A 21,455-nucleotide genomic window follows, 5' to 3' on the forward strand; every position below is an offset into this window, starting at 1 on the left:
TTGCCGCACTGGCTTGGTTGCCCGACGGTGCCGTGCGCCGTGGATCCCATCCGATCCGCTGGCGATGGCGGGATGCTGCAACAGACCGGTTTCGTCCTGGCTATGGTCGATGCTGCCCTCTGGACGTGCGACCTGCCTCAGCCGACGACGACGACCACGAGCGTCCGGGGGCCGTGGACCCCTTCGACGCGGTCGAGCTCGATGTCGCTGGTGGCGGAGGGTCCGCTGACGAAGGTGAGCGGTCGTTGGGGGTCCAGGCGTGCGAGGGCTTCGGGGACGGTCTGCACGATGTCGCGGGCGCGCACGACACAGACGTGGGTGTCCGGCACGAGCGTGATGGCGCGGCGGCCGCACAGCGGTCCGCCGTCCAGGACGATGGTTCCGGTCTCGGCGATGGCAACCACGGCGCCGGTGACGACCGCGGGGATGGCGTCGAGGTCGCGCGCTGAGAGCTGGCCTTCGTCGACGACCACGTCGGCGAGCCATCCGGTCCACTCCCGCGGCGTTCCGCGAGGGGTGACAGCCTGGCCGATCTCGCGGCTCGCCAGGGCGTCCCCCACGGCCCGGCCGATGTCGCCGTCGTCGGCCGCCCCGACGCGGACCACGGTGGCTCTGTAGTCCTCCAACCGGTCGACGAGCTGGAGGGCCAGCTCCGGTGACCCGGGAGAGTGCACGCCGCCCCTCAGGCACTCGCGCGGGATCGGCGGCGCCGCCGGGCGGTCGCCGAGGGCGCTACGGATGCGGCCCAGGACCTCTTCCCGGGCGGTCACCGGGTGCCCCTGGTGCGGGTCCACCAGTCGCGGAACGTCTCCGCCGGCGGGGTGGGGGCGTCTCGGGAGGCGGTCCAGCCGTTCAGCGGCGGGGGGAGCGGGAGGACGGGTCTCCCGCGGCGGATGACGTGCCTTGCCAGCGTGGCGGCACGACCGGCCTTGGCGAACCGGCCGGCGTCGGCCATGGTCCACGCTGCGGCCTTCATCGCGGTGGCCTCGGCGGACGGCAGTCGATGGCTTTCCGTGTGGGCCTCGGTGTGCTGGGCGCGGAGCTGGACGAGCAGGTCGGGGAGGTTGATCTTGACGGGGCATACGTCGTAGCAGGCGCCGCACAGGGAGCTGGCATAGGGCAGCGAGTCGTTCGGGTCGTGACCGCCCGTGAGCCCGGTCAGCAGCGGGGTCAGGACCGCCCCGATGGGTCCTGGGTAGACCGAGCCGTACGCGTGGCCGCCGGTGCGCTCGTAGACCGGGCACACGTTGAGGCAGGCGGAGCAGCGGATGCAGTGCAGTGCGGTGCGGCCGAGCTCGTCCGCAAGGGCCCTGGTGCGACCGTTGTCGAGGAGGACGAGGTGGAACTCCTGTGGCCCGTCCGGCACTCCGTCGGCGCTGCCGTCCACGGTGTGCACCCCGGTCCAGGTGGAGGTGTAGGGGTTCATCCGCTCGCCGGTGGAGGACCGGGGCAGCAGCTGCAGGAACACCTCCAGGTCCGCCCAGGTGGGGACGACCTTCTCGATGCCCATCACCGTGATGAGCGTGCGCGGTAGCGTCAGACACATCCGCCCGTTGCCTTCGGACTCCACGACCGTCAGCGTGCCGGTGTCGGCGACGGCGAAGTTGGCGCCGCTGACGGCGACCTCGGCGCGCAGGAACACCTCACGCAGGTACTTGCGCGCGGCGGCCGCCAGCACCCGCGGCTCGTCCGTCAGTGCGGGGTCTACGCCGGGCATCTGGCGGGCGAAGATGTCGCGGATCTCGGCGCGCCCGCGGTGGATCGCGGGGACGAGGATGTGCGAGGGCTTGTCGTGGCCCAGCTGGACGATCAGCTCAGCCAGGTCCGTCTCGTGCGCCTGGATGCCGGCGGCCTCGAGGGCCTCGTTGAGGCCGATCTCCTGGGTCGCCATGGACTTGACCTTGACGACCTCCTTCGCCCCCGTCGCGCGTACCAGGCGGGTGACGATCGCGTTGGCCTCGGCGGCGTCCCGGGCCCAGTGCACGACACCGCCTCGGGACTGGACGTTGGCCTCCAGCTCCTCGAGCAGCTCCGGCAGCCGGGCCATCACGTCGGCCTTGATGGCCGATCCGGCATCTCGCAGGGCCTCCCAGTCAGGAACCTCCTCCACGACGGCGGCCCGCTTGGCGCGGATGGTGGAGGTGGCGTGCGCGAGGTTGCGGCGCAGCCGGCTGTCGGCGAGCGCCTCGTGGGCCGCGGCCGGGAACGGACGGTCCCCGGACAGCTGGCCCACCGCGACGTCGGCGGCCGGCCCGGCGACCCTGGCCCGCGGAATCCCCAGGAACGTGCTCACGCCGCACGACCGTGGGTGGACGCGAGGATCTCGGCGAGATGGACGGGGCGCACGCCCGTCCTGAGGCGGGACAGGCCTCCGCCGATGTGCATCAGGCAGGACGCGTCCCCGGCAGTGACGACCTCCGCCCTGGTCGTCAGTACCGCCGACATCTTGTCGGCCAGCATCGCCGTCGAGGTCTCGGCGTTCTTGACCGCGAACGTGCCCCCGAACCCGCAGCACGAGTCCGCGGCCGGCAGCTCGACCAGGTCGATCCCGCGCACCGCCCGCAGCAGGCGCAGCGGGGCATCGCCGACGCCCAGCAGCCGCAGCGAGTGGCACGTCGGGTGGTACGTCACGCGGTGCGGGTAGGACGCTCCGACATCGGTCACTCCAAGCACCTCCACCAGCAGCTGCGACAGCTCGAAGGTCCTGGCTGCCACGGCCTCCGCCCGCATGGCCAGCACCTCGTCACCGGCGCGTCGCGCCAGCATCGCGTGCTGATGCCGCACCGACCCCGCACACGACCCCGACGGCGCCACGATGGCCTCGGACCCGTCCGCCAACGCCTCCTCGAACACCTCCACATGGTGTCGCACGAGTCCGACCGCGTCCCGTTGGTACCCGGTGTTGGTGTGCATCTGGCCACAGCAGGTCTGGGCCTGCGGGAAGACCACCTCGTGCCCGAGCCGCTCCAGCACCTGCACCGTGGCACGGCCGACGTCAGGGAACAGGACGTCCCCGAGGCAGGTCACGAACAACGCGATCCTCACGTCGACCTTCCTTTCACAGCCCTGGCCACGCCCGTGTCCGGTGCCCTTACCCCCACCCAACCCTAGAGGAGGGTGGCTTGGCGCGCCGCCTGGGCCCGCTGCATCCTGTCACTCGCGCAGGTCGGGAGGCAAGCGGTTTCCACGATGCCGCGCCAGCCCCTTGTCCCGCTGGCAGAAGACGGTTACCGTAGTCGGGAAACCGCTTGCCTAAGGAGAACAATGACGACGACCCAGCGCCTCGGAATCATCATGAACGGCGTCACCGGCCGGATGGGGTACCGGCAGCACCTCGTGCGCTCCATCCTGGCGATCCGCGACCAGGGCGGGGTGGAGCTGAGCGACGGCAGTCGCGTCCAGGTGGACCCGGTCCTGGTGGGGCGAAGTGCCGACAAGCTCCAGGAGATCGCCGAGCGCCACGGTGTCGCGCGATGGACCACGGACCTCACATCGGCCCTGGCGAACCCCGAGGACGGCGTCTACTTCGACGCCCAGCTCACCACGGTGCGCGAGAAGGCCATCCTCGAGGCGATCGCCGCCGGGAAGGACATCTACACCGAGAAGCCGATCGCGGACGACGTGGAAGGCTCCCTGCGCCTGGCCCGCGCGGCACGTGCCGCGGGCGTGCGCAACGGGGTCGTCCACGACAAGCTCTACCTGCCGGGCCTGCTCAAGCTGAAGCGGCTCATCGAGGGCGGGTTCTTCGGCCGGATCCTGTCGGTCCGGGGGGAGTTCGGCTACTGGGTGTTCGAGGGTGACTGGCAGCCTGCCCAGCGGCCGAGCTGGAACTACCGCAAGGAGGACGGCGGCGGCATCACCACCGACATGTTCTGCCACTGGAACTACGTCCTGGAGAACCTGTTCGGGTCGGTCGAGGCCGTCACGGCGAAGACGGTCACGCACATCCCGCAGCGTTGGGACGAGTATGGCAAGCCGTACGACGCGACGGCGGACGACGCCGCGTACGGCATCTTCGAGCTCGCCGGCGGCGTCGTGGCTCAGCTCAACTCCTCCTGGACCACGCGCGTGCACCGCGACGAGCTGGTCGAGTTCCACGTCGACGGCACGGAGGGCAGTGCGGTGGCAGGCCTGCACCAGTGCGTGGTCCAGCACCGCTCGCAGACCCCCAAGCCGGTCTGGAACCCGGACCTCGAGGAGACCGAGCGCTACCGAGAGCAGTGGCAGCCCGTGCCCGCCAACACGGCGTTCGACAACGGGTTCAAGGCCCAGTGGGAACAGTTCATCAGGTCGCTGCACGGTGACGGTGAGCACCCCTACGACTTCCTCGCCGGGGTGCGGGGCGTCCGGCTCGCCGCGGCCGGCCTGCAGTCTTCGGCGGAAGGACGCCGCATCGCACTCGAGCCGGTGGCGCTGTGACGCGGGTGAGGCTGCCCGGTAGGCAGACGGGGATCGAGGACTACACGGTCGTCAGCCGAGGTGGGCTGCCGGTGCCTCAGGGGACGCCGCGGTCGCGGGTGGCCTTCGCGGCGGCCCACGTGGTCGCCGACCCGCTCGGCGACAACACGCCCGGCATGCCGGCGGTCGTCGACTGGGACTCGACCCTGGCGTTCCGCCGACACCTGTGGTCCTACGGGTTCGGCCTTGCCGAGGCGATGGACACGGCGCAGCGCGGAATGGGCTTGGACTGGCCCACGACCCAGGAGCTGGTGTCGCGCTCGGCCGCAGAGGCCGCCTCCTTGGGGGCCCGCATCGCAGCGGGGGCCGGGACCGACCACGCTCCGGCTGGCCTCGACGGTGTCTCGGACGTCCTGGCGGCCTACGAGGAACAGCTGGAGTTCGTCGAGTCCACCGGAGCACAGGCGATCGTCATGGCGAGCCGGCAGCTGGCCCGGGTGGCGCGAGGCGTCGACGACTACCGGGCGGTGTACGACAAGCTCCTGGCGCAGGCGCAGGCGCCGGTCATCCTGCACTGGCTCGGCACGGCCTTCGACCCGGCGCTGCAGGGGTACTGGGGCTCGCCGGACGTCGCCACGGCGACGGCGGCCTTCCTGGACCTCGTCCGGGAGAACGCGGATCGGGTCGACGGGGTCAAGGTCTCGCTGCTCGACGCCGACCACGAGAAGGCGCTGCGGGCCGCCCTGCCGGCGGGAGTCCGCCTGTACACCGGAGACGACTTCAACTACCCCGAGCTCATCGCCGGGGACGGCACCCACCACAGCGACGCCCTGCTCGGCATCTTCGCGGCCATCGCACCTCTGGCGTCGCAGGCCCTGCACGCGCTCGACCGCGGGGACGACGCCGCGTACGCCGCTGCCTTCGAGCCCACGCTGCCGCTGGCGCGCCACGTGTTCGCCGCGCCGACGTTCTACTACAAGACGGGGATCGCCTTCCTGGCCTGGCTCAGCGGTATGCAGCCAGGGTTCACCATGGTGGGGGGGCTCCAGAGCGCCCGCAGCATCCGGCACCTGGCCGAGACCTTCCGGCTCGCCGACCAGGCGAACATGCTGCCCGACCCGGAGCTCGCCGTCCGGCGGATGGAGTCGCTCCTCGACGTCGCGGGGCTGCCGCGATGACCGCCGCCCAAGGCCCCGCCGTGAGGGCGGACCTTCGGCGCCTGTCGCTGAACCAGAAGACGACGAGCTCGTGGTCCCTGGCCGAGGCCGTCGACGGCTGCGTCCGCGCGGGCCTGGAGTCCATCGGGGTATGGCGAGAGCCGCTCGCGGACCTGGGCGTTGAGAAGGCCTCGGCCCTCATCTCGGACGCGGGGCTGCGGGTCTCTTCGCTGTGTCGCGGCGGCTTCCTCACGGGGGAGGGTCCGACGGCCCAGGGGGCGGCGTTCGAGGAGAACGTGCGCGCGATCGAGGAGGCAGCGGCGCTCGGGACGGACTGTCTGGTCATGGTCGTAGGCGGGCTGCCGGAAGGATCCCGGGACCTGCCCGGCGCTCGCGGCCGGGTGGCGGAGGGGATCGCGCGGCTCGCGCCGATCGCCGCTGACCACGGCGTACGGCTGGCCCTGGAACCGATGCACCCGATCTTCACGGCCGACCGGGGCGTGCTCGCCACGCTGGGGGAGGCCCTCGACTTGGCCGAGCAGTTCCCGCCGGAGCAGGTCGCTGTGGTGGTGGACACCTTCCACGTGTGGTGGGACCCGCAGGTCGAGGAGCAGATCGAGCGCGCGGCGGGACGGATCGCGAGCTTCCAGGTCTGCGACTGGATCACCCCCCTCCCCGCGGACAGCCTGCTCTCCCGCGGGATGATGGGAGACGGCCACATCGACTTCACGCGGCTCCTGGGCCTCGTGACGGCCGCCGGGTACACCGGCGACATCGAGGTGGAGATCTTCAACGCAGAGGTCTGGGCGCAGGACCCGGACGAGGTCCTGGCCACGATGAAGGAGCGCTACCACCGCTGCGTGCTGGGGCTCTGACCGTGCGTGTGCTGATCGCCCCGGACTCCTTCAAGGGGTCGGTCGGGGCAGCGGAGGCCGCCGCAGCCATCGCCCGCGGCTGGCTCGCCGTCCGGCCTCGCGACGAGGTGGTGCAGGTGCCCCTGGCCGACGGTGGCGAAGGCACGCTCGAGCTGCTCCAGGCGCGGCATCCGAAGGCCGTCGGGCATGCGCTGGTGGTCACGGGGCCGGATGGGAGGCCGGTCCAGGCGTGCTGGCTGCAGCTGCCCGACGGCACCGCGTTCGTCGAGCTGGCACGGGCCTCGGGCCTTCCCCTCATGCGGCGGCCAGACGCTCTCGGGGCGCACACCGTGGGTTTCGGGCAGCTGCTGGCGGCCGCGGCCGCCCATCCGGCGACACGGCGGATCGTGGCGGCCGTCGGCGGGTCGGCCTCCACGGACGGGGGCTCTGGTGCGCTCCGTGCGCTCGGAGCGCGATGGCTGGCCGGGTCCAGCGAGGTCGGGCTCGGCGGTGCAGGTCTGGCGCAGTGCGACGCAGTGGACGTCCGCGGGCTGGTCCCCGCCCCGTCCGGCGGCGTGACGGTCCTCGTGGACGTCGACGCACCCTTGCTGGGGCCGCGCGGCGCGGCCGCCCAGTTCGGGCCGCAGAAGGGCGCGACGCCGGCCCAGGTGGCGGAGCTCGAGGTGGCCCTCACGCGCTTCGCGTCGGTCTGCCGGACCGCGGGCGTGGGCAGCGCCGCTGACGTCCTCGAGCCGGGGACCGGCGCGGCGGGCGGCACCGCCTACGGCCTCATGGCCCTGTGGCAGGCGTGCCTGATGCCGGGCTCCGCCCTCCTCGGCACGATGGTCGGTCTGGCGGACGAGCTGGATCGGGCGGACGTCGTGGTCACCGGCGAGGGGCGCCTGGACGAGCAGTCGACCGGTGGCAAGGTCGTCGGGCACGTCCTGGAGCTCGCTGGTCGAACAGGCACGCCAGTCTTGGCCTGTGTCGGGTCCGCCTCGGGCCGGCTTCCCGCCTCGCTGGCCGACTGCAGGACGCTCACTGCCCTCGCAGGCTCCACCGCGGCGGCGATGGGTGACGCGGCCCACTGGCTCGAGGTGGCAGCCGGACAGTTGGCGGAGGGCAGGTAGGGTGCCTGGGAAAGGGGTTGCCCATCAGGTAGGGTCGTCGACGCGCGACGCGCGGACGTGGGAGCCGCGAGGTCGCCACGGCGTCGAGGCGAGGCGAAGAGGGACCGGAGGCTGTTGATGGTCGCACCACGAGTGGCGCTGCTCGGCGCGCATGGACACGGCGAGGTCCACCTGCGCAACATCAAGCGGCTGGCCTTGGCGGGCCGGGCCACCCTCGCGGGGGTGGCGGACCCCCGGCCACCGACCGACACGCTTCGTGACCTGGTCGGGCCCGGAACTGCGTGGGTGGCGGACGCCCGTACGCTGCTCGAGGAGCAACGGCCGGACGTCACGGTGGTCTGTACGCCCATACCGTTGCACCTCTCGCACGCGCAGGCTGCCCTGGCGGTCGGCTCCGCCCTGCTGCTGGAGAAGCCCCCGACCTCGACCCTGGCGGACTTCCATGCCTTGGCGGCCTCCGTGACGGCCAGCGGCCTTGCCTGCCAGGTGGGCTTCCAGGCGCTCGGGTCGCATGCTCTCGAGGCGTTGTGCGGCGTAGTCGCCTCCGGGCAGCTCGGCACGGTCAGCAGCATCGGGGTGCTGGGCGAATGGGTCCGGGACGCGAGCTACTTCAGCCGCGCCCCCTGGGCGGGCCGACGTGAGGTGGACGGGACCCCGACGCTCGACGGTGCGGTCAGCAACCCGTTCGCGCACGGCGTCGCCGCCGCTCTCGCCTTGGACGACAGCCAGGAGGAGCAGGACCTGGTCTCGGTGGAGGCCGACCTCCTGCACGCCAACCCAGTGGAGACCGACGACACCTCCACGGTCCGGATCCGGACGCGGCGCGGCACGGTCATCACCGTGGCGGTCACCTTGTGCGCGCAGGAGCCGCGGGAGCCTCGGCTCCTGGTCCGCGGGGACCGGGGCCACGCCGAGCTGGTGTACACGACGGACGAGCTGGCGATCGAGACCGGCGGGGTGACCAGCAATACCCGGACTGAGCGGACCGACCTTCTCGAGGACCTGCTGGACCACCTCGAGGACCCCTCCCACCCGCTCATCTCGCCGCTCGCCCGCTCCGCCGCGTTCATGGCCGTGATGGAGCAGGTGCGCACCACGCCGACGAGGGCGATCGACTCCCGGTGGACCCAGCGGGCGCACGTCGCAGACCTCGTCGCAGTGACGGTGCCGAACGTCCAGGAGACGCTGCGTAGCTGCGTGGAGTCCTCGCTCCTGCTCCGGGAGACGCCCACGCCGTGGGCCCGGGAGACCGTCGAGCTGTCCGGAGGTGCGCGATGACTGTCACCCTGGCCGATGTGGCGGAGCAGGCCGGTGTCTCGATCGCCACAGCGTCGCGGGTGGTGAACGGCAGCACGCGCGTCGTGGGGGAGGAGCTGCGCGCCAAGGTCCTGGCCACGGCCACCGCGCTCGGCTACCGGGCGAACCCCCACGCGCAGGCGGTCGCGCGCGGCTCGAGCACCGTCGCCGGTCTCGTGATCCACGACATCACGGACCCCTACTTCTCCGCCATCGCCGCGGGGGCCCTCGAGGTCGCGGAGTCGCGCGGCCTCATCGTGTCCCTGGGTACCTCGGTCGGAGGCGTGGAGCGCGAGCTCGAACATGTCTCCCTGCTCCGTGCGCAGCGCGCTCGAGGACTCATCCTCGTGGGCAGTCGCACGTCGAACCGCCAGCGGACCAGGGCCCTGGCCGCCGAGCTCGCCGCCTTCACGAGCGAGGGGGGCCGCGTCTCGTGCGTCAGCCAGAACCGCCTCGGAGTCGACACGGTCGTCCCGGAGAACCGCGCCGGCGCGGCTGCCCTCGCGAACCACGTCCTCGACCTGGGGCATCGCGAGCTCGGGATCCTCGCGGGGCCGGCGAACCTCCTGACGGCCTCGGACCGGGCGCGCGGCTTCAAGGGGGAGGTCGAGCGGCGAGGTGCTCGGGCCCGCGTCTTCGCCAGCGACTTCACCTGGGAAGGGGGGTTCGAGGCGGCGACCCAGGCCGCGCAGGCGGCATCCCGGCCCACGTGCCTGCTGGCGGTGAACGACGTGATGGCCATGGGCGCGCTCGCCGCCCTCCGTTGTCTGGGCCTGAGCGTCCCCTGGGAGGTGTCCGTCGCCGGCTTCGACGACGTGCCGGCGCTGCGTGACGTGCTGCCCGCTCTGACCACCGTCCGGCTGCCCTTGACCGAGATGGGGCGACAGGCAGCGCGCCTGGCGTTCGTCGCGGAGCCCAGTGCGCACCCGCGCATCACCAGGGTGTCGGGTGAGGTCGTGGTCAGGGACAGCACGGCCCCTCCTCCGGCGTGATCGCTCTGTCGGTGGACGACACCGAGGTCGCCGTCCTGCACTTCGGGGAGACCCTGCCGACCACGCTGTCGCCCAGGCCGTACCTGCACCCTCTACGGACGCTGTCGGGATCGCCTGTGACGGGCTTCTCCCCGCGGGACCATCCGCATCATCTGGGGCTCAGCGTGGGCATTCCGCTCGTCGACGACACCAACTTCTGGGGTGGGCCGACCTACCTGCCGCAGGAGGGGTACGTCTGGCGGGACGACCATGGCCGCCAGCGAGTGGACCGGTGCGGGTCGGCTCCGGACCGGGTCTCGCTGGGTCTCAGCTGGCTGGACAAGGCCGGCGCTGTGCTTCTGGACGAGGAGCGCGACATCGAGGTCCTGCCTGGGCGAGCGCGTGGCGACGCCTGGAGGCTGCGCCACCGGTCCGTCCTGCGCAACCCGGGCCGCGAAGCGGTGACGCTCAGCGGCCCCGGAGCCCGGGGCAGGGCGGGTGCGGGGTACGGCGGCGTCTTCTGGCGCGGTCCTGCGGAGGCGACCGTCGCCGAGGCGCAGAGCCCGACCGCCCGCGGCGAGAATGCCCTCAACGGCCGCCACGCACCGTTTCTCGTGGTGCGCTCCGGGGTAGCGGACGGGGGTGGCACCTGGACCCTGGGGCTGCGCGACCTGGCGGCGACGCCGGAGCCGTGGTTCCTCCGCCTCGAGGAGTACGTCGGTGCCGGCCCCGCGCTGGTCGGCTCCCGCCCACGCGTGCTGGCCCCCGGGGAAGAGCTGCCTTGCGGCCTCGCCATCGTCGTGGCCGACGGCGCGCTGTCCCTCGCCCAGGTGCAGGACGAGCTGCTCGAGCTCGGTGGGCCCGACCCTTACCGGGCACCGGGTGGTGCGCCCCAGGGTGGGGCGTGACCGATGCACCGCGGAGCCGGGCCGCGCTCCTCCAGCCGTGCTGGGAAAGTGCTTTCCCTTTTATGCGCCAGCCTCTTGACTCCCGCGCGAGGCCCCCGTACATTCGCTGAATGAACCGATTCAATCGGTACGGGAAAGCCTCTCAACGACGAAAGGGACCACTCATGGGAATCCAGCAACTTTCGAGGCTCCGGGTGGTAGCCCTCGGAGCGGTGGCTGCGGCGGTCGTGCCGCTCGCAGCCTGCGGCGGAGGCAGTGGGAGTAGCGCCGGCAACGGCGGCAAGACCACGCTCCGCTTGGTCTGGTGGGGCAACGAGGACCGGGCCAAGGCGACGAAGTCCGCCATCGAGCTCTTCCAGAAGAAGCACCCGAACGTGACGGTGCAGACCGAGTTCTCGGCGTACGACGCCTACTTCCAGAAGCTCTCCACTCAGCTCGCCGGCGGCGGCGCACCGGACATCGTGCAGATCGACCGCCCCAACTTCGGCGACTACGCCCGGCGTCACGTGCTCAAGGACCTCACGCCCTACGTCGGCAAGACGATCCACACCAACGACATCGACCCCAAGCTGCTTGCGGCCGGCAAGGTGCAAGGCCAGCTCTACGCCCTGCCGGGTGGCCAGCTGACCCAGTCGCTGGTGTACGACCCCGCCGCCTGGAAGAAGGCGGGCGTCAACCCGCCGCCGGCCAGTGGGTGGACCTGGGACGAGTTCACCGCCACCATGAAGAAGCTGGGCGCCAGTGGCACTCCCGGGACGACCGACTTCGGCTGGGCCATCGACTGGTTCGAGGTCTGGCTGGCGCAGCAGGGCAAGCAGACCTACACCCCTGACGGCAAGCTCGGCTTCACCGAGGCCGACCTCGCGCAGTTCTGGGGCACCCTCGCCGACCTGCGCAAGAGCAAGGCCGTGTCGGCGCCTTCGGCCACCACGAAGATGGACGGCTCGATGCCCAACTCCGCCTATGTCAACGGGCAGGCGGCCTCGGAGATCAACTACGACTCCAGCCTCACCGCGTACATCACCGCCAAGCCGGGCACGGCGGCGGCGCCCCTTCCCTCGGCCAACGGCAAGACGGGCATGAGCGCCCTGCCCACGGTGACCTGGGGCCTGACCAACCGGTCCAAGAACGCGGACGTCGCGGCACAGCTGATCGACTTCCTGGTGAACGACCCGGAGGCGGGCAAGATCCTCGGTGCCACTCGCGGTCTGCCGCCGAACCAGTCGGTTCGCCAGTCGGTGGCCGGCAGCGTCAGTGGTCCGAGCAAGGCTGTGTTCGACTACGAGAGCAGCGTCGCCAGCCTCGTGACGACCGAGGCGCCGGTCTGGCCGGTCGGCTCGGCCGAGATCAAGCGCAACTTCCAGCAGGTGTACGACGACGTCATCTTCGGCAAGACCTCCGTCCAGGCGGGAGCCAAGCGCGTCGTCGACGACGCCCACCAGAGCCTGGGCGGCTGAGGAGACACATCATGGACCTGCATCCTGACCTCGCGGAGGCGGCCCTGCGGCTGCCACCCACAGACCTGACCGACGTTGCTGCGGCGCGCGGGACGAACGCCGAACGGCGTCCGGTGGCCCCGTACCGGCGGGCCGGCGAGGCCAAGGTGGAGGACGTGGTCATCGACGGCCCCGGTGGCGCCCTGGCGGTGCGGGTGTACCGCCCCAGCGCCGGTGTCACCGGGCCGACGGTGCTCTGGGTCCATGGCGGGGCCTTCATCATGGGGACTCTCGACTCGTCCGACGCGGTGTGCTCGCAGCTGGCCGTGGAGGCAGGTGCCCTCGTCGTCAACGTGGACTACCGCCTCGCGCCGGAGCATCCCTACCCCGCCGGGGTGGAGGACTCGTATGCCGCACTGGAGTGGCTGGCGCAGGAGGCTCGTGCCCTCGGTGGCTCGGCGGAGCAGCTGGTCGTGGCAGGGAGCAGTGCCGGCGGCTGCATCGCTGCGGCCGTGGCGCTGCGCGCTCGTGACCAGGGCGGCCCCCGGCTGGCGCGCCAGGTGCTGGTCCAGCCCGTGCTCGACCACCGGGGCCAGACCCCCTCGGCGACCTCCATCGTCGAGAGCCCGGTCTTCACCGCCACCTCGAACAGGATCATGTGGCGGACCCACCTCGGCGGTGGGCCGGCCGACGCCTACGCCTCTCCCGCCCTCGCCGAGGACGTCGGCGGCCTCCCGCCGGCGTACATCACAGCGGCCGCCCGCGACCCGCTGCGGGACGAGGCCATCGCCTATGCCTCCCGGCTGCTCCAGGCCGGCGTGGACGTCGAGCTGCATGTCTACCCCGGCGCCTTCCACGGGTTCGACTCGCTCGTGCCCGAGGCGCCCCTGTCCCAGCGTGCGAACGACGACCTGGTCCGTGCTGTCGCGCAGACCGTGCACGAGCTCGAGGGGGCTTCGCGATGAGCCGCTCGCCCCGTCGCGCCGCGGTGGTCGGCCTCGGATCCCGGGCCACCATGTGGGCCGAGGGCCTGGCGGACGGTGGCAGGCTGGTGGCCTTCTGCGACGAGAACCGGCACCGGATGCGCGTCCAGGAGCAGTGGCTCCGCGAAAGCCACCCAGGGCTCGAGCTCACCTGCTGGCAGCCGCACGAGCTCCTCGACATGATCGTCCGCGAGCAGGTCGACACGGTGGTCGTCTGCACCCCGGACCACACTCACGAGGCCTTCGTCGTGCAGGCGGTGGAGGCCGGCTGCGACGTCATCGTCGAGAAGCCGCTCACCATCACCGAGGACGCCTGCCGCTCCATCGTGGAGGCACAGCGACGGACCGGACGCTCGATCCGCGTGGCGTTCAACTACCGGTACAACCCCGTGCACGAGCAGGTGCGTGACCTCATCGCGGACGGCGCGATCGGGGAGGTCGGGTCGGTGCACTTCGAGTGGGCGCTGGACCTGCACCACGGCGCTGACTACTTCCGGCGGTGGCACCGCGACAAGGCCAGCTCGGGCGGGCTCCTCGTCCACAAGAGCTCGCACCACTTCGACCTGGTGTCGTGGTGGCTCGGCGCCTCGCCCGAGCGGGTGTTCGCCGAGGGTCGGCTCTTCTACTACGGCGCAGCCGGGGCAGAGCGAGGGCTCGACCACGGTGACCTGCGCGAGCGCCGTGACGCCGGCCTGAAGCCCTTCGACCTCGACCTCTCGGCCTCGGACCGGCTCCGGGCCCTCTACCTCGAGGCCGAGGGGGAGCAGGGATACCGGCGGGACCGTAACGTCTTCGGCCCGGGGATCACCATCGAGGACGACATGGCAGTTCTCGTCCGGTACGACACCGGAGCGACGATGACGTACCACCTCACGGCGTACTCACCGTGGGAGGGCTATCGCGTCACCTTCAACGGCAGCCAGGGCCGCCTCGAGCTCGAGGTCGAGGAGAGTGCCTGGGCTGCGCCGCAGGCTGGGGCGATGGCCGGCACCATCGCGGGCGCGGAGCCGCCGACCCCCAGGGCCCGGCTGGTCCACCGTCCGATGTGGCGTGAACCGGTCGAGGTCGCGGCCCGGCCAGGCGTCGGCGCTCACGGGGGCGGAGACGCCCGCATGATGGCCGAGCTCCTGCAGGCCACCGACGAGGCCGACGGCCGGAGCGCCACCTTCGTGGACGGCGTCCGCGCCGCGATGACGGGCATCGCGGCCAACCACAGCATCGCCACCCAGCTGCCGGTCCCCGTCGGAGCCGTGCTGAGGGAGCTGACCGGCAGCGCCACCCATACCAGGGGCAATCCCACCCCTGGCCCAGAGCTCGTCCACGCCCGTGGCGGGAAGGAACGGCCATGAGCACCCAGACTGTGGCTCAGCCGTCGGTCGAGAGCAGGAGCCCGGCGCCGCCGGCTCCGAAGAGCCGGCGCACCGAGCGATCCGCGTACCTGTTCCTGGCTCCCTGGCTCGTCGGGGCCCTGGTCCTGACGATAGGGCCGATGCTGGCGTCCCTGTTCCTGTCCTTCACCGACTACGACCTGTTCACCTCGCCGCACTGGGTCGGTCTGGCGAACTACCGCCAGATGTTCACGGCCGACCAGAGCTTCCGCAGCTCGGCTGCGGTGACCGGCAAGTTCGTGCTGCTCTCGGTACCGCTCAAGCTGGCCCTCGCCCTCGCGGTCGCCCTCCTGCTCAACCGCCCCCGACGCGGACAGGGCATCTACCGGTCGCTGTTCTACGCTCCGAGCCTCCTGGGGGCCAGTGTGGCGGTGGCCCTGGTGTGGCGAGTGCTGTTCAGCGACAAGGGCACCGTCGACCGGCTGCTGTCCGCCGTCGGCATCCACACCGGGGGCTGGATCAGCAACCCCGACTACGCGCTGCTGACCCTCGTGGCGCTGGCCGTGTGGCAGTTCGGCGCTCCGATGGTCATCTTCCTCGCGGGGCTGAAGCAGATCCCACGGGACCTGTACGACGCCGCCGCAGTCGACGGCGCCGGCCGCATCCGCACCTTCTGGTCGGTGACGGTGCCCATGCTGACGCCTGTGCTGTTCTTCAACCTCGTGCTGGAGTCGATCCACGCGTTCCAGTCCTTCACGAGCGCCTTCATCGTCAGCGGTGGCCGTGGCGGTCCGAGCGACTCGACCCTCTTCTACACGCTGTACCTCTACCAGCGGGGCTTCGCGGACTTCCGGATGGGCTACGCCGCCGCGATGGCGTGGGTCCTCCTGGTCGTCATCGCGGTGCTGACCGCGCTGATCTTCCGTTCCTCCCGATCCTGGGTCCACTACGCCGGAGATGACCAGTGATGACTGCCGTACCCGTCGGTGAGAGCACCGTTGCCAAGATCAGGCGTCCCGCGTCCCGGGTGCTGTGGCACCTCATGGTCGTCCTCATCCTCATCGTCCTGCTGTACCCCGTCGTGTGGCTCGTGGGCACGTCGTTCAAGCCCGCCGAGGAGGTCCTCACGAACATCGGTGTCCTGCCGACGCACCCGACCGGCGCCAACTACGGCTCGGTGCTCCAGGGCGTGGCCGGCTACAGCCTCTGGACGTATGTCGGGAACTCGCTGATCGTGTCCGTGGGCGCCGTGCTGGGCAACATCCTGACGTGCTCGCTGGCCGCCTACGCCTTTGCGCGCCTGCGGTTCCGCGGACGCTCGGTGTTGTTCGGGTTCATGATCGCGACGATCATGCTTCCCCTGCACGTGGTGCTGATCCCGCAGTACATCATCTTCCAGAAGCTCGGCCTGGTGAACACGTTCCTGCCGATCATCCTGCCGAAGTTCCTGGCGACCGACGCCTTCTTCGTGTTCCTCATGGTGCAGTTCATCCGCGGCCTGCCGCGCGAGCTCGACGAGGCCGCGACGATCGACGGCTGCGGGCCCGTCCGGATCTTCCGCTACGTCGTCATGCCGCTCCTGCGGCCGGCGCTCATCACGACGGCGATCTTCACCTTCATCTGGACCTGGAACGACTTCTTCACCCAGCTCATCTACCTGAACGACCCGTCGAAGTACACGCTGCCGCTGGCCCTGCGGATCTTCGTCGACCAGACCAGCCAGTCGGCCTTCGGCCCCATGTTCGCCATGTCGGTCCTGTCGCTGGTGCCGATCGGCGTCTTCTTCCTGGCGTTCCAGCGCTACCTCGTCGAGGGTGTCGCGACGTCGGGACTCAAGGGATGAGCCCGTCCCCGCGTTCCGCTCAGCCGCCGGCGGCCTCGCGCTTCGAGCTTCTCGGCGAGGCGCTGGGAACGTTGGTCCTCGTCGGCCTGCTGTGCGGCCTCCTGGTGCCCGCACTGCCCGCGGTGACCGCAGGGATGCGGCAGCTACGCCGTCAGCGGGAGGGTCTGACCGTGCGGTGGATCGACCAGCTGAGGTGTACGTGGCAGGTCCTGAGCGAGCGGCCCAGCACCGGCCTGGCGGTCCTCGGCCCCGCCGCCCTCAGTGCGGCAGCCGCCCTTGCGGCTGCGTCCGGGCTTCCACATGGCGGGGCCTACCTCGCGCTGCTGGCTGTGGTGTGGGCCCTCACGGCGCAGGTCGTCCTGCGGGCCGCCACGCTCTGGGCGCCCGGCGAGCGATGGCTCGAGCTGGTCGAGCGGGCGGCCGGCCACTCGACTGACGACGTCAAGGGCAGCATGGTGGTCGTGGCGACCATCGTTGCTGCGACCGCTATAGCGTTCCTCGTGCCTCCGTTGGCCGTGCTGGTTCCCGGGATCTTGTGCCTGGCGACGCTCGCAGCCACCGAGCGAGGACCAGCTGCTCTCCGGGCAGCTGGACGGGGAAGGTGAGAGGGCCGATGCACAGGATCTGCTTCGTCCTACAGGTCAAGCCGGACAGGGTCGCGGAGTACCGCGAGCGGCACCGTGACGTGTGGCCGTCCATGCAGGACGCGCTGAGCGCCGCGGGGTGGGGCAACTACTCCCTGTACCTGCGCGACGACGGCCTGCTGGTCGGCTACCTCGAGACCCCGAACTGGGAGTCGGCTCAGCGCGAGATGGCGCTCACCGAGGTCAACGCGCGATGGCAGGAGTCGATGAAGGACTTCTTCGTCAACCTCGAGGGGCAGCACCCCGACGAGGCGATGTCCCCGCTACCGGAGATCTTCCACCTCGACTGACTCGGCGGCGACTGACTCGGCGGCGACTGACTCGGCGGCGCCTGACACGGCGGCAACGGCCTCGGCGGCGCGGCGCCGGCGAGAGCGGTAGGCCAAGGCGACACCGAGACCGGCCAGCGCGCCCAGTACGTGGATGGAACCCATCGTGACCAGGAGCCCGCGGGCGCCGAACGCGGCGAGCGTCCCGCCCAGCGCCGCCCCTACGGCTCCTGCGGCTCCCTTGAGGCTGGCCGCCGTCGTGAAGATCTGGGTACGCATGCCAGCGGGGGAGCAGTCCGCGCGGATCGCGAAGGTCGTGACGAGGCCTGGGCCGTTCACGAGACCGGCGAGCGCGAAGCAGGCCACCATGACGTCGAACCGGGGCGCCAGCCCTGCGAGGCCGAGGAACACACCGGTGGCAGCCAGGCTGCCGAGGACGAGTAGCTCGGGAGAGCTGCGGGGCGTCCTGAGTACGGTGACGAGCAGGCTTCCCAGAAGCGCACCAGCGGCGAACCCCGAGAGGGCCAGCCCACCGGCGGACCGGTCGTGACCCAGCGTCCCGGCCACGAGCGCGGTGGCTAGCGCGACCGGGCCGAAGCCCACGAAGGCGAGCGTCGACCCCACGGTCACGACGGACAGCGGGCGCACCGTGACCATGTGCTTCAGACCTGCTCCCGTCTGGCGTAGGAGTCCGACGGCCCGTCGCTCCTGGGGCGCCGTCGCGGGCAGGTCCAGGGTGCCGACGAGCAGCGCGCCCACGGCGACCAGGACCGCGCAGGCCTGCACCGCTGCTGCGGCGCCCAGCGTACTCGCGACGGCAGCGGCCAGGCTCGGACCAGCCACGCTGGCCGCGCTGTACGCGATGGAGTCCAGGCCGAAGGCCCGGGCCGAAGGCGTGCCCCTGGTGAGGTCGGGCACCAGGCTGCTCAGGCCGCCGCTCACCACGGTGAGCGTGCAGCCGGCCAGGAGAGCGGCCAGGATGGGAGCGGCTCCCAGCCGTGGCCCGAGGAGAATGCTCAAGGACCCGATGCACGTGGCGAGGAAGGCCAGGGCACCGACGTATGTCGCGCGCCTCCTGCGGACGCGGTCGAGCAGCGTGCCGCCGAGCGGCCCGGCGACCAGGCTCGGCGCGAGAAGGACGGCGAGGAGGACCCCAGCGGTGCGGGCATCGCCGGTCCGGTCCAGGGCCAGGAGCACCAGGGCGGTCGCATGGCCCTCGACGGCCAGCCTGGCGAGGCCCGCCCCGAGCAGGTAGCGGGGAAGGTCGGGCACGCGCGCGGGCTTGCCGCGTGCTGGGTTGCAGGCCCGGAGGAAGGACAAGGCGGGCCGTGTCACGGGGTCCTCCACCCCGGGACACGACCCGCCTCGGCATGTCGGGTGGTCAGGGCGCTTCCTGCGGTGCCAGAGCCAGGAGCTCGATGATCGCCAGGTTGCGCTGCGCGAAGTCGTTCGTCGCGAAGTCGCCGGCCGGGATCTCCTCGACGGGTGCGAGGACGTCGGTGCCGTCCACCGTGACAGCGGCGGGCCAAGGCCGGCCCGCGGGGTCGGACTGGAGCTGCTGCCAGCCGCGCTTGCGCAGCGAGGCGTCGTCGAGCTCTGCACCCGCCCATGCGGTCACCCGGGAGTAGATGGTCTTGAAGACCTGGGGATCGAACGTGAACCCGTAGCGCGCCACCTTCTCGGCCGTCGGCGCCTGCACGTAGCGGGCGAAGTCCAGCAGCACCTTCCTGAACTCCGGCACGTCCACCAGCTCCACCACCTCGAACATGATCTGGTCGCCGCAGAACGCCATCGCGAGGTTGTAGCCGCCCTTGTAGTCGCCGGCCTCGAGGTTCACCAGGTGCGCGGTCCGGGGGTCGTATCCGACGGCCCCACCGCCCTCACCCGTGAACAGCCCCGCCGGGAAGGTGGCGATGTCGCGCATACCGGTGATGATCCGGTCGCGCCATCGGACGTCGCCGGTGCGCTCCCACTCCGTCATCCAGTTGCTCACGAGGGCGTACCAGTCGGGCCCGATGCGCAGCCGGCTCGGCGCCTTGTCCGTGGCGGGCAGGATGTCCCGCAGCGGCTCGTACTTCAGGAGCGTGTCGTCGGCCTGCAGGGTCGCGCGCATCCAGTCCCCGACGAGCTCCTCCGCGGTGACGTAGTAGAGGAAGCGCTTGTTGAAGGACTCGTTGACCCGGCCCTCCTTCGACCCGCAGCCCCACTGGACGACGTTGTGGCGCGAGCCGAGACCCGCGAAGCGGCCGGCCAGGTAGCTGTCGGACTCCGAGACGTGGCGCGTCATGGCTTTCGCCAGCCGGAAGGTGCCGGCATCCCCGGTGCGCAGGAACGAGTACCAGAGCGACGCGTCGCTGCCGAGCTCGGCGTTGTCCCAGGCGAAGCCGCCCACGTCGTACCGCCAGGTGTGACGGTCGGCGTCGTACGTGTGCATGACGTCGCCGTAGTCCCAGAACCCGTACCACTGACGCTGCTGCACCTGCTTGGTGTAGAACGCGATCCCAGCCGTGATGGAGTCCTCCAGGGCGACCCGCGCTGCCGTGGACCGGTCGGGCAGGCTCCAGTGGCCGAACACCGAAGCGCCATGGTAGGTCTGCGGGGACGCCACCACCTGCGCAGGTGCGGACACCGCCTCGGCGAGGTCGGCGAAGCGCTCGCGAGACGGGGTCGCGCCCAGCGCCCACAGCTCCAGCTCCGTCGACCGTGAGATGCCGCGGGGATCGCCGAACCCGTCGCGGTTGTCCTCGTAGGCGAGGTCGAGGCCGTGTCCGTGCGCGTCGTACGGCCGCAGGTCCATGGCGTTCCCGTGGGGCGACCACGACCACAGCGTCACGGTGGCCGCGTCCCCCGCAGCTCCGCGGATGTCGAGCGCACGGGGGAACTGCTGCCAGAAGTCCCGCATCCCGAAGGCCAGGCCGCCGCTGACGCCGCCGACGTAGCCGAGGCCGGGCGCCCGGGTTCCGAAGCCGGCCCCCTTGAGCCAGCAGTGGGCGGGGGAGGTCCGCTTCCAGACGGCGAAGCTCGACGCGTTGTTCTGCACGAGGGTGAAGTCGTTCCACAGCGGCAGCTCCTGGTAGCCGTCGCGGACCTGGGCGGCCCAGGCGCTCACCGGGGGAGTGGCGGTTCCCTGGAACTGTGCCTCGTTCACCGCGGCACCGGGGTCGCGGCGAAGCCCGGTGAGGACCCGTACGGGCTCACCCCACACGCCTCGCTCGCTGCCTGCGAAACGGATGTGCCGGTTGTGCGCCTCGTCCGACAGAGGCACCTGGACCTGCAGACCCAGCCCGCGGACGAAGTCCTTGCTCGCATCGCCGTCCCACACGAAGCTGTGCACCAGCCGGAGAGACTCGCTTCCCGCCGTCGCGTAGACCCGTAGCGTCCAGGGGAGGATCTGGCGGTCACCGTTGCCGTGGTTGGGGCCCTGGTCGAGCGTGTACTTCCCCTCGAGCCGCACGACGGCTCGCACCGGGCCCTGCTGCTCGACCGTCGCCTTGGTCACCGCGCCTGTCCAGCTGGACTGGCGTGCCTCGCCGTCGTGCTCCTCGGGCTGGTCCTGAAGGCGAAGCACCAGACGCCCGTCGCGTGCGGTGGTCCGGCTCCCACGGGTGAGGGACTTGAGGGCCACGTCGCCGGAACCGCCCAGCGTGACCGTCATCGCACCGGTGTCGATGACGACGTCGTCCCCTCGCTTGTCCACTGTCACGCGCTTCGCCGGGGAGGCCGGTTGTCCCTCGGCGAGGCGGAGCGTCTTCTCCAGCCCTTGGTCCGCAGCGATCGCGTGCCCGGTCCACTTCAGGCTGCCGTCCGGCCAGTAGGCCAGCGGCCAGGACTGCAGCGGCACGGGCTTTCCGCTCGCGGTCGTGAGCGCCAGAGCGGTGCCCTTGGAGACCTTTCCGCGGGCCCAGGGGACCCCCCACGCGGCGCCGTTCGTCGTGGCCGGAGCACCGTCGAGCCAGTGCAGCAGTACACCGTCTCCGGCGTCGTCCGCTACGACGGGGCTGACCGAGGTGGTGTCGGCGGCACTCGCACGCGCCTGTGCGGTCACGACGGGAACGGTCGCGGCGGCGGCCGCGAAGCCACCGAGAAAAACTCTTCGGCTGAAGTCGCCCTGTGCACCCACTGAGAAGCCTCCACGTTGAGTCGATTCAAGTGTGCCGGACCGGAAGCGACCCAGCTCTCGGCACGCTAACGTGGAAAACCCTTTCCCACAAGAGGCATATGCTGCCATCTCAATGTTT

General features: G+C 71.3%; 19 protein-coding genes. 14 read left to right on the forward strand and 5 right to left on the reverse strand.

The features are described from left to right. Positions 1-137 precede the first annotated feature (137 nt). From PHA84_RS15330 to PHA84_RS15340, 3 genes are read right to left on the reverse strand one after another with little or no spacing between them, the layout of a single operon-like run. The gene (locus tag PHA84_RS15330; RefSeq protein WP_270888999.1) at positions 138-770 is read right to left on the reverse strand and encodes a LutC/YkgG family protein; all 633 of its coding nucleotides are present in this window, start codon (positions 768-770) and stop codon (positions 138-140) included. Then, complete coding sequence (locus PHA84_RS15335; protein WP_442952910.1) at positions 767-2,293, reverse strand: LutB/LldF family L-lactate oxidation iron-sulfur protein; 1,527 nt, start codon at positions 2,291-2,293, stop codon at positions 767-769. The genes PHA84_RS15330 and PHA84_RS15335 overlap by 4 nt, the downstream gene beginning before the upstream one ends. Next, positions 2,290-3,045, reverse strand: coding sequence for a (Fe-S)-binding protein (locus tag PHA84_RS15340; protein ID WP_270889000.1), 756 nt, complete (start codon positions 3,043-3,045; stop codon positions 2,290-2,292). Before PHA84_RS15340 ends, PHA84_RS15335 begins: the two co-directional genes overlap by 4 nt. A 219-nt stretch (positions 3,046-3,264) precedes the next feature. On the opposite strand from PHA84_RS15340, the gene PHA84_RS15345 reads away from it, so the two are divergent. The 14 genes from PHA84_RS15345 (at position 3,265) to PHA84_RS15410 (ending at position 17,238) form a co-directional block, all read left to right on the forward strand. Next, the gene (locus PHA84_RS15345; protein ID WP_270889001.1) at positions 3,265-4,419 is read left to right on the forward strand and encodes a Gfo/Idh/MocA family protein; all 1,155 of its coding nucleotides are present in this window, start codon (positions 3,265-3,267) and stop codon (positions 4,417-4,419) included. Then, on the forward strand, positions 4,416-5,576 hold the full coding sequence (locus PHA84_RS15350) for a dihydrodipicolinate synthase family protein (RefSeq protein WP_270889002.1): 1,161 nt from the start codon (positions 4,416-4,418) through the stop codon (positions 5,574-5,576). The genes PHA84_RS15345 and PHA84_RS15350 overlap by 4 nt, the downstream gene beginning before the upstream one ends. After that, positions 5,573-6,430 (forward strand): sugar phosphate isomerase/epimerase family protein, encoded by an 858-nt coding sequence (locus tag PHA84_RS15355; RefSeq protein WP_270889003.1) that lies wholly within the window; start codon positions 5,573-5,575, stop codon positions 6,428-6,430. Before PHA84_RS15350 ends, PHA84_RS15355 begins: the two co-directional genes overlap by 4 nt. Before the next feature lie 2 nt (positions 6,431-6,432). After that, positions 6,433-7,539 (forward strand): glycerate kinase, encoded by a 1,107-nt coding sequence (locus PHA84_RS15360; RefSeq protein WP_270889004.1) that lies wholly within the window; start codon positions 6,433-6,435, stop codon positions 7,537-7,539. A 117-nt stretch (positions 7,540-7,656) separates the two neighbouring features. After that, positions 7,657-8,817: a Gfo/Idh/MocA family protein gene (locus tag PHA84_RS15365; protein WP_270889005.1), complete on the forward strand. Its 1,161-nt coding sequence runs from the start codon at positions 7,657-7,659 to the stop codon at positions 8,815-8,817. Then, on the forward strand, positions 8,814-9,827 hold the full coding sequence (locus PHA84_RS15370; protein WP_270889006.1) for a LacI family DNA-binding transcriptional regulator: 1,014 nt from the start codon (positions 8,814-8,816) through the stop codon (positions 9,825-9,827). The genes PHA84_RS15365 and PHA84_RS15370 overlap by 4 nt, the downstream gene beginning before the upstream one ends. Beyond that, on the forward strand, positions 9,824-10,714 hold the full coding sequence (locus PHA84_RS15375) for a DUF6807 family protein (RefSeq protein ID WP_270889007.1): 891 nt from the start codon (positions 9,824-9,826) through the stop codon (positions 10,712-10,714). Before PHA84_RS15370 ends, PHA84_RS15375 begins: the two co-directional genes overlap by 4 nt. A 164-nt stretch (positions 10,715-10,878) precedes the next feature. Beyond that, positions 10,879-12,171 carry an ABC transporter substrate-binding protein gene (locus PHA84_RS15380; protein WP_270889008.1) on the forward strand — a complete coding sequence of 431 codons (1,293 nt, stop codon included), beginning with the start codon at positions 10,879-10,881 and terminating at the stop codon, positions 12,169-12,171. An 11-nt stretch (positions 12,172-12,182) separates the two neighbouring features. Continuing rightward, positions 12,183-13,115: an alpha/beta hydrolase gene (locus PHA84_RS15385; protein WP_270889009.1), complete on the forward strand. Its 933-nt coding sequence runs from the start codon at positions 12,183-12,185 to the stop codon at positions 13,113-13,115. Continuing rightward, positions 13,112-14,482, forward strand: coding sequence for a Gfo/Idh/MocA family protein (locus tag PHA84_RS15390; protein ID WP_270889010.1), 1,371 nt, complete (start codon positions 13,112-13,114; stop codon positions 14,480-14,482). Before PHA84_RS15385 ends, PHA84_RS15390 begins: the two co-directional genes overlap by 4 nt. Beyond that, positions 14,479-15,429 carry a carbohydrate ABC transporter permease gene (locus PHA84_RS15395; protein WP_270889011.1) on the forward strand — a complete coding sequence of 317 codons (951 nt, stop codon included), beginning with the start codon at positions 14,479-14,481 and terminating at the stop codon, positions 15,427-15,429. Before PHA84_RS15390 ends, PHA84_RS15395 begins: the two co-directional genes overlap by 4 nt. Next, positions 15,429-16,304: a carbohydrate ABC transporter permease gene (locus PHA84_RS15400; RefSeq protein WP_270889012.1), complete on the forward strand. Its 876-nt coding sequence runs from the start codon at positions 15,429-15,431 to the stop codon at positions 16,302-16,304. The genes PHA84_RS15395 and PHA84_RS15400 overlap by 1 nt, the downstream gene beginning before the upstream one ends. Next, entirely contained in the window at positions 16,301-16,909 is a 609-nt protein-coding gene (locus PHA84_RS15405; protein WP_270889013.1) for a hypothetical protein, read from the forward strand. Before PHA84_RS15400 ends, PHA84_RS15405 begins: the two co-directional genes overlap by 4 nt. 8 nt (positions 16,910-16,917) lie before the next feature. Further along, a complete protein-coding gene (locus PHA84_RS15410) occupies positions 16,918-17,238 on the forward strand; it encodes an L-rhamnose mutarotase (RefSeq protein WP_270889014.1) in 321 nt (106 codons plus the stop codon). Here the strand turns inward: PHA84_RS15410 and PHA84_RS15415 are convergent. Next, the gene (locus PHA84_RS15415) at positions 17,212-18,552 is read right to left on the reverse strand and encodes an MFS transporter (protein WP_270889015.1); all 1,341 of its coding nucleotides are present in this window, start codon (positions 18,550-18,552) and stop codon (positions 17,212-17,214) included. The genes PHA84_RS15410 and PHA84_RS15415 overlap by 27 nt on opposite strands. A 46-nt stretch (positions 18,553-18,598) precedes the next feature. Continuing rightward, positions 18,599-21,337: an exo-rhamnogalacturonan lyase family protein gene (locus PHA84_RS15420; RefSeq protein ID WP_270889016.1), complete on the reverse strand. Its 2,739-nt coding sequence runs from the start codon at positions 21,335-21,337 to the stop codon at positions 18,599-18,601. Between the last annotated feature and the right edge of the window lie 118 nt (positions 21,338-21,455).

The sequence above is a fragment of the Pedococcus sp. 5OH_020 genome (assembly GCF_027812955.1).
Lineage (GTDB): Bacteria > Actinomycetota > Actinomycetes > Actinomycetales > Dermatophilaceae > Pedococcus.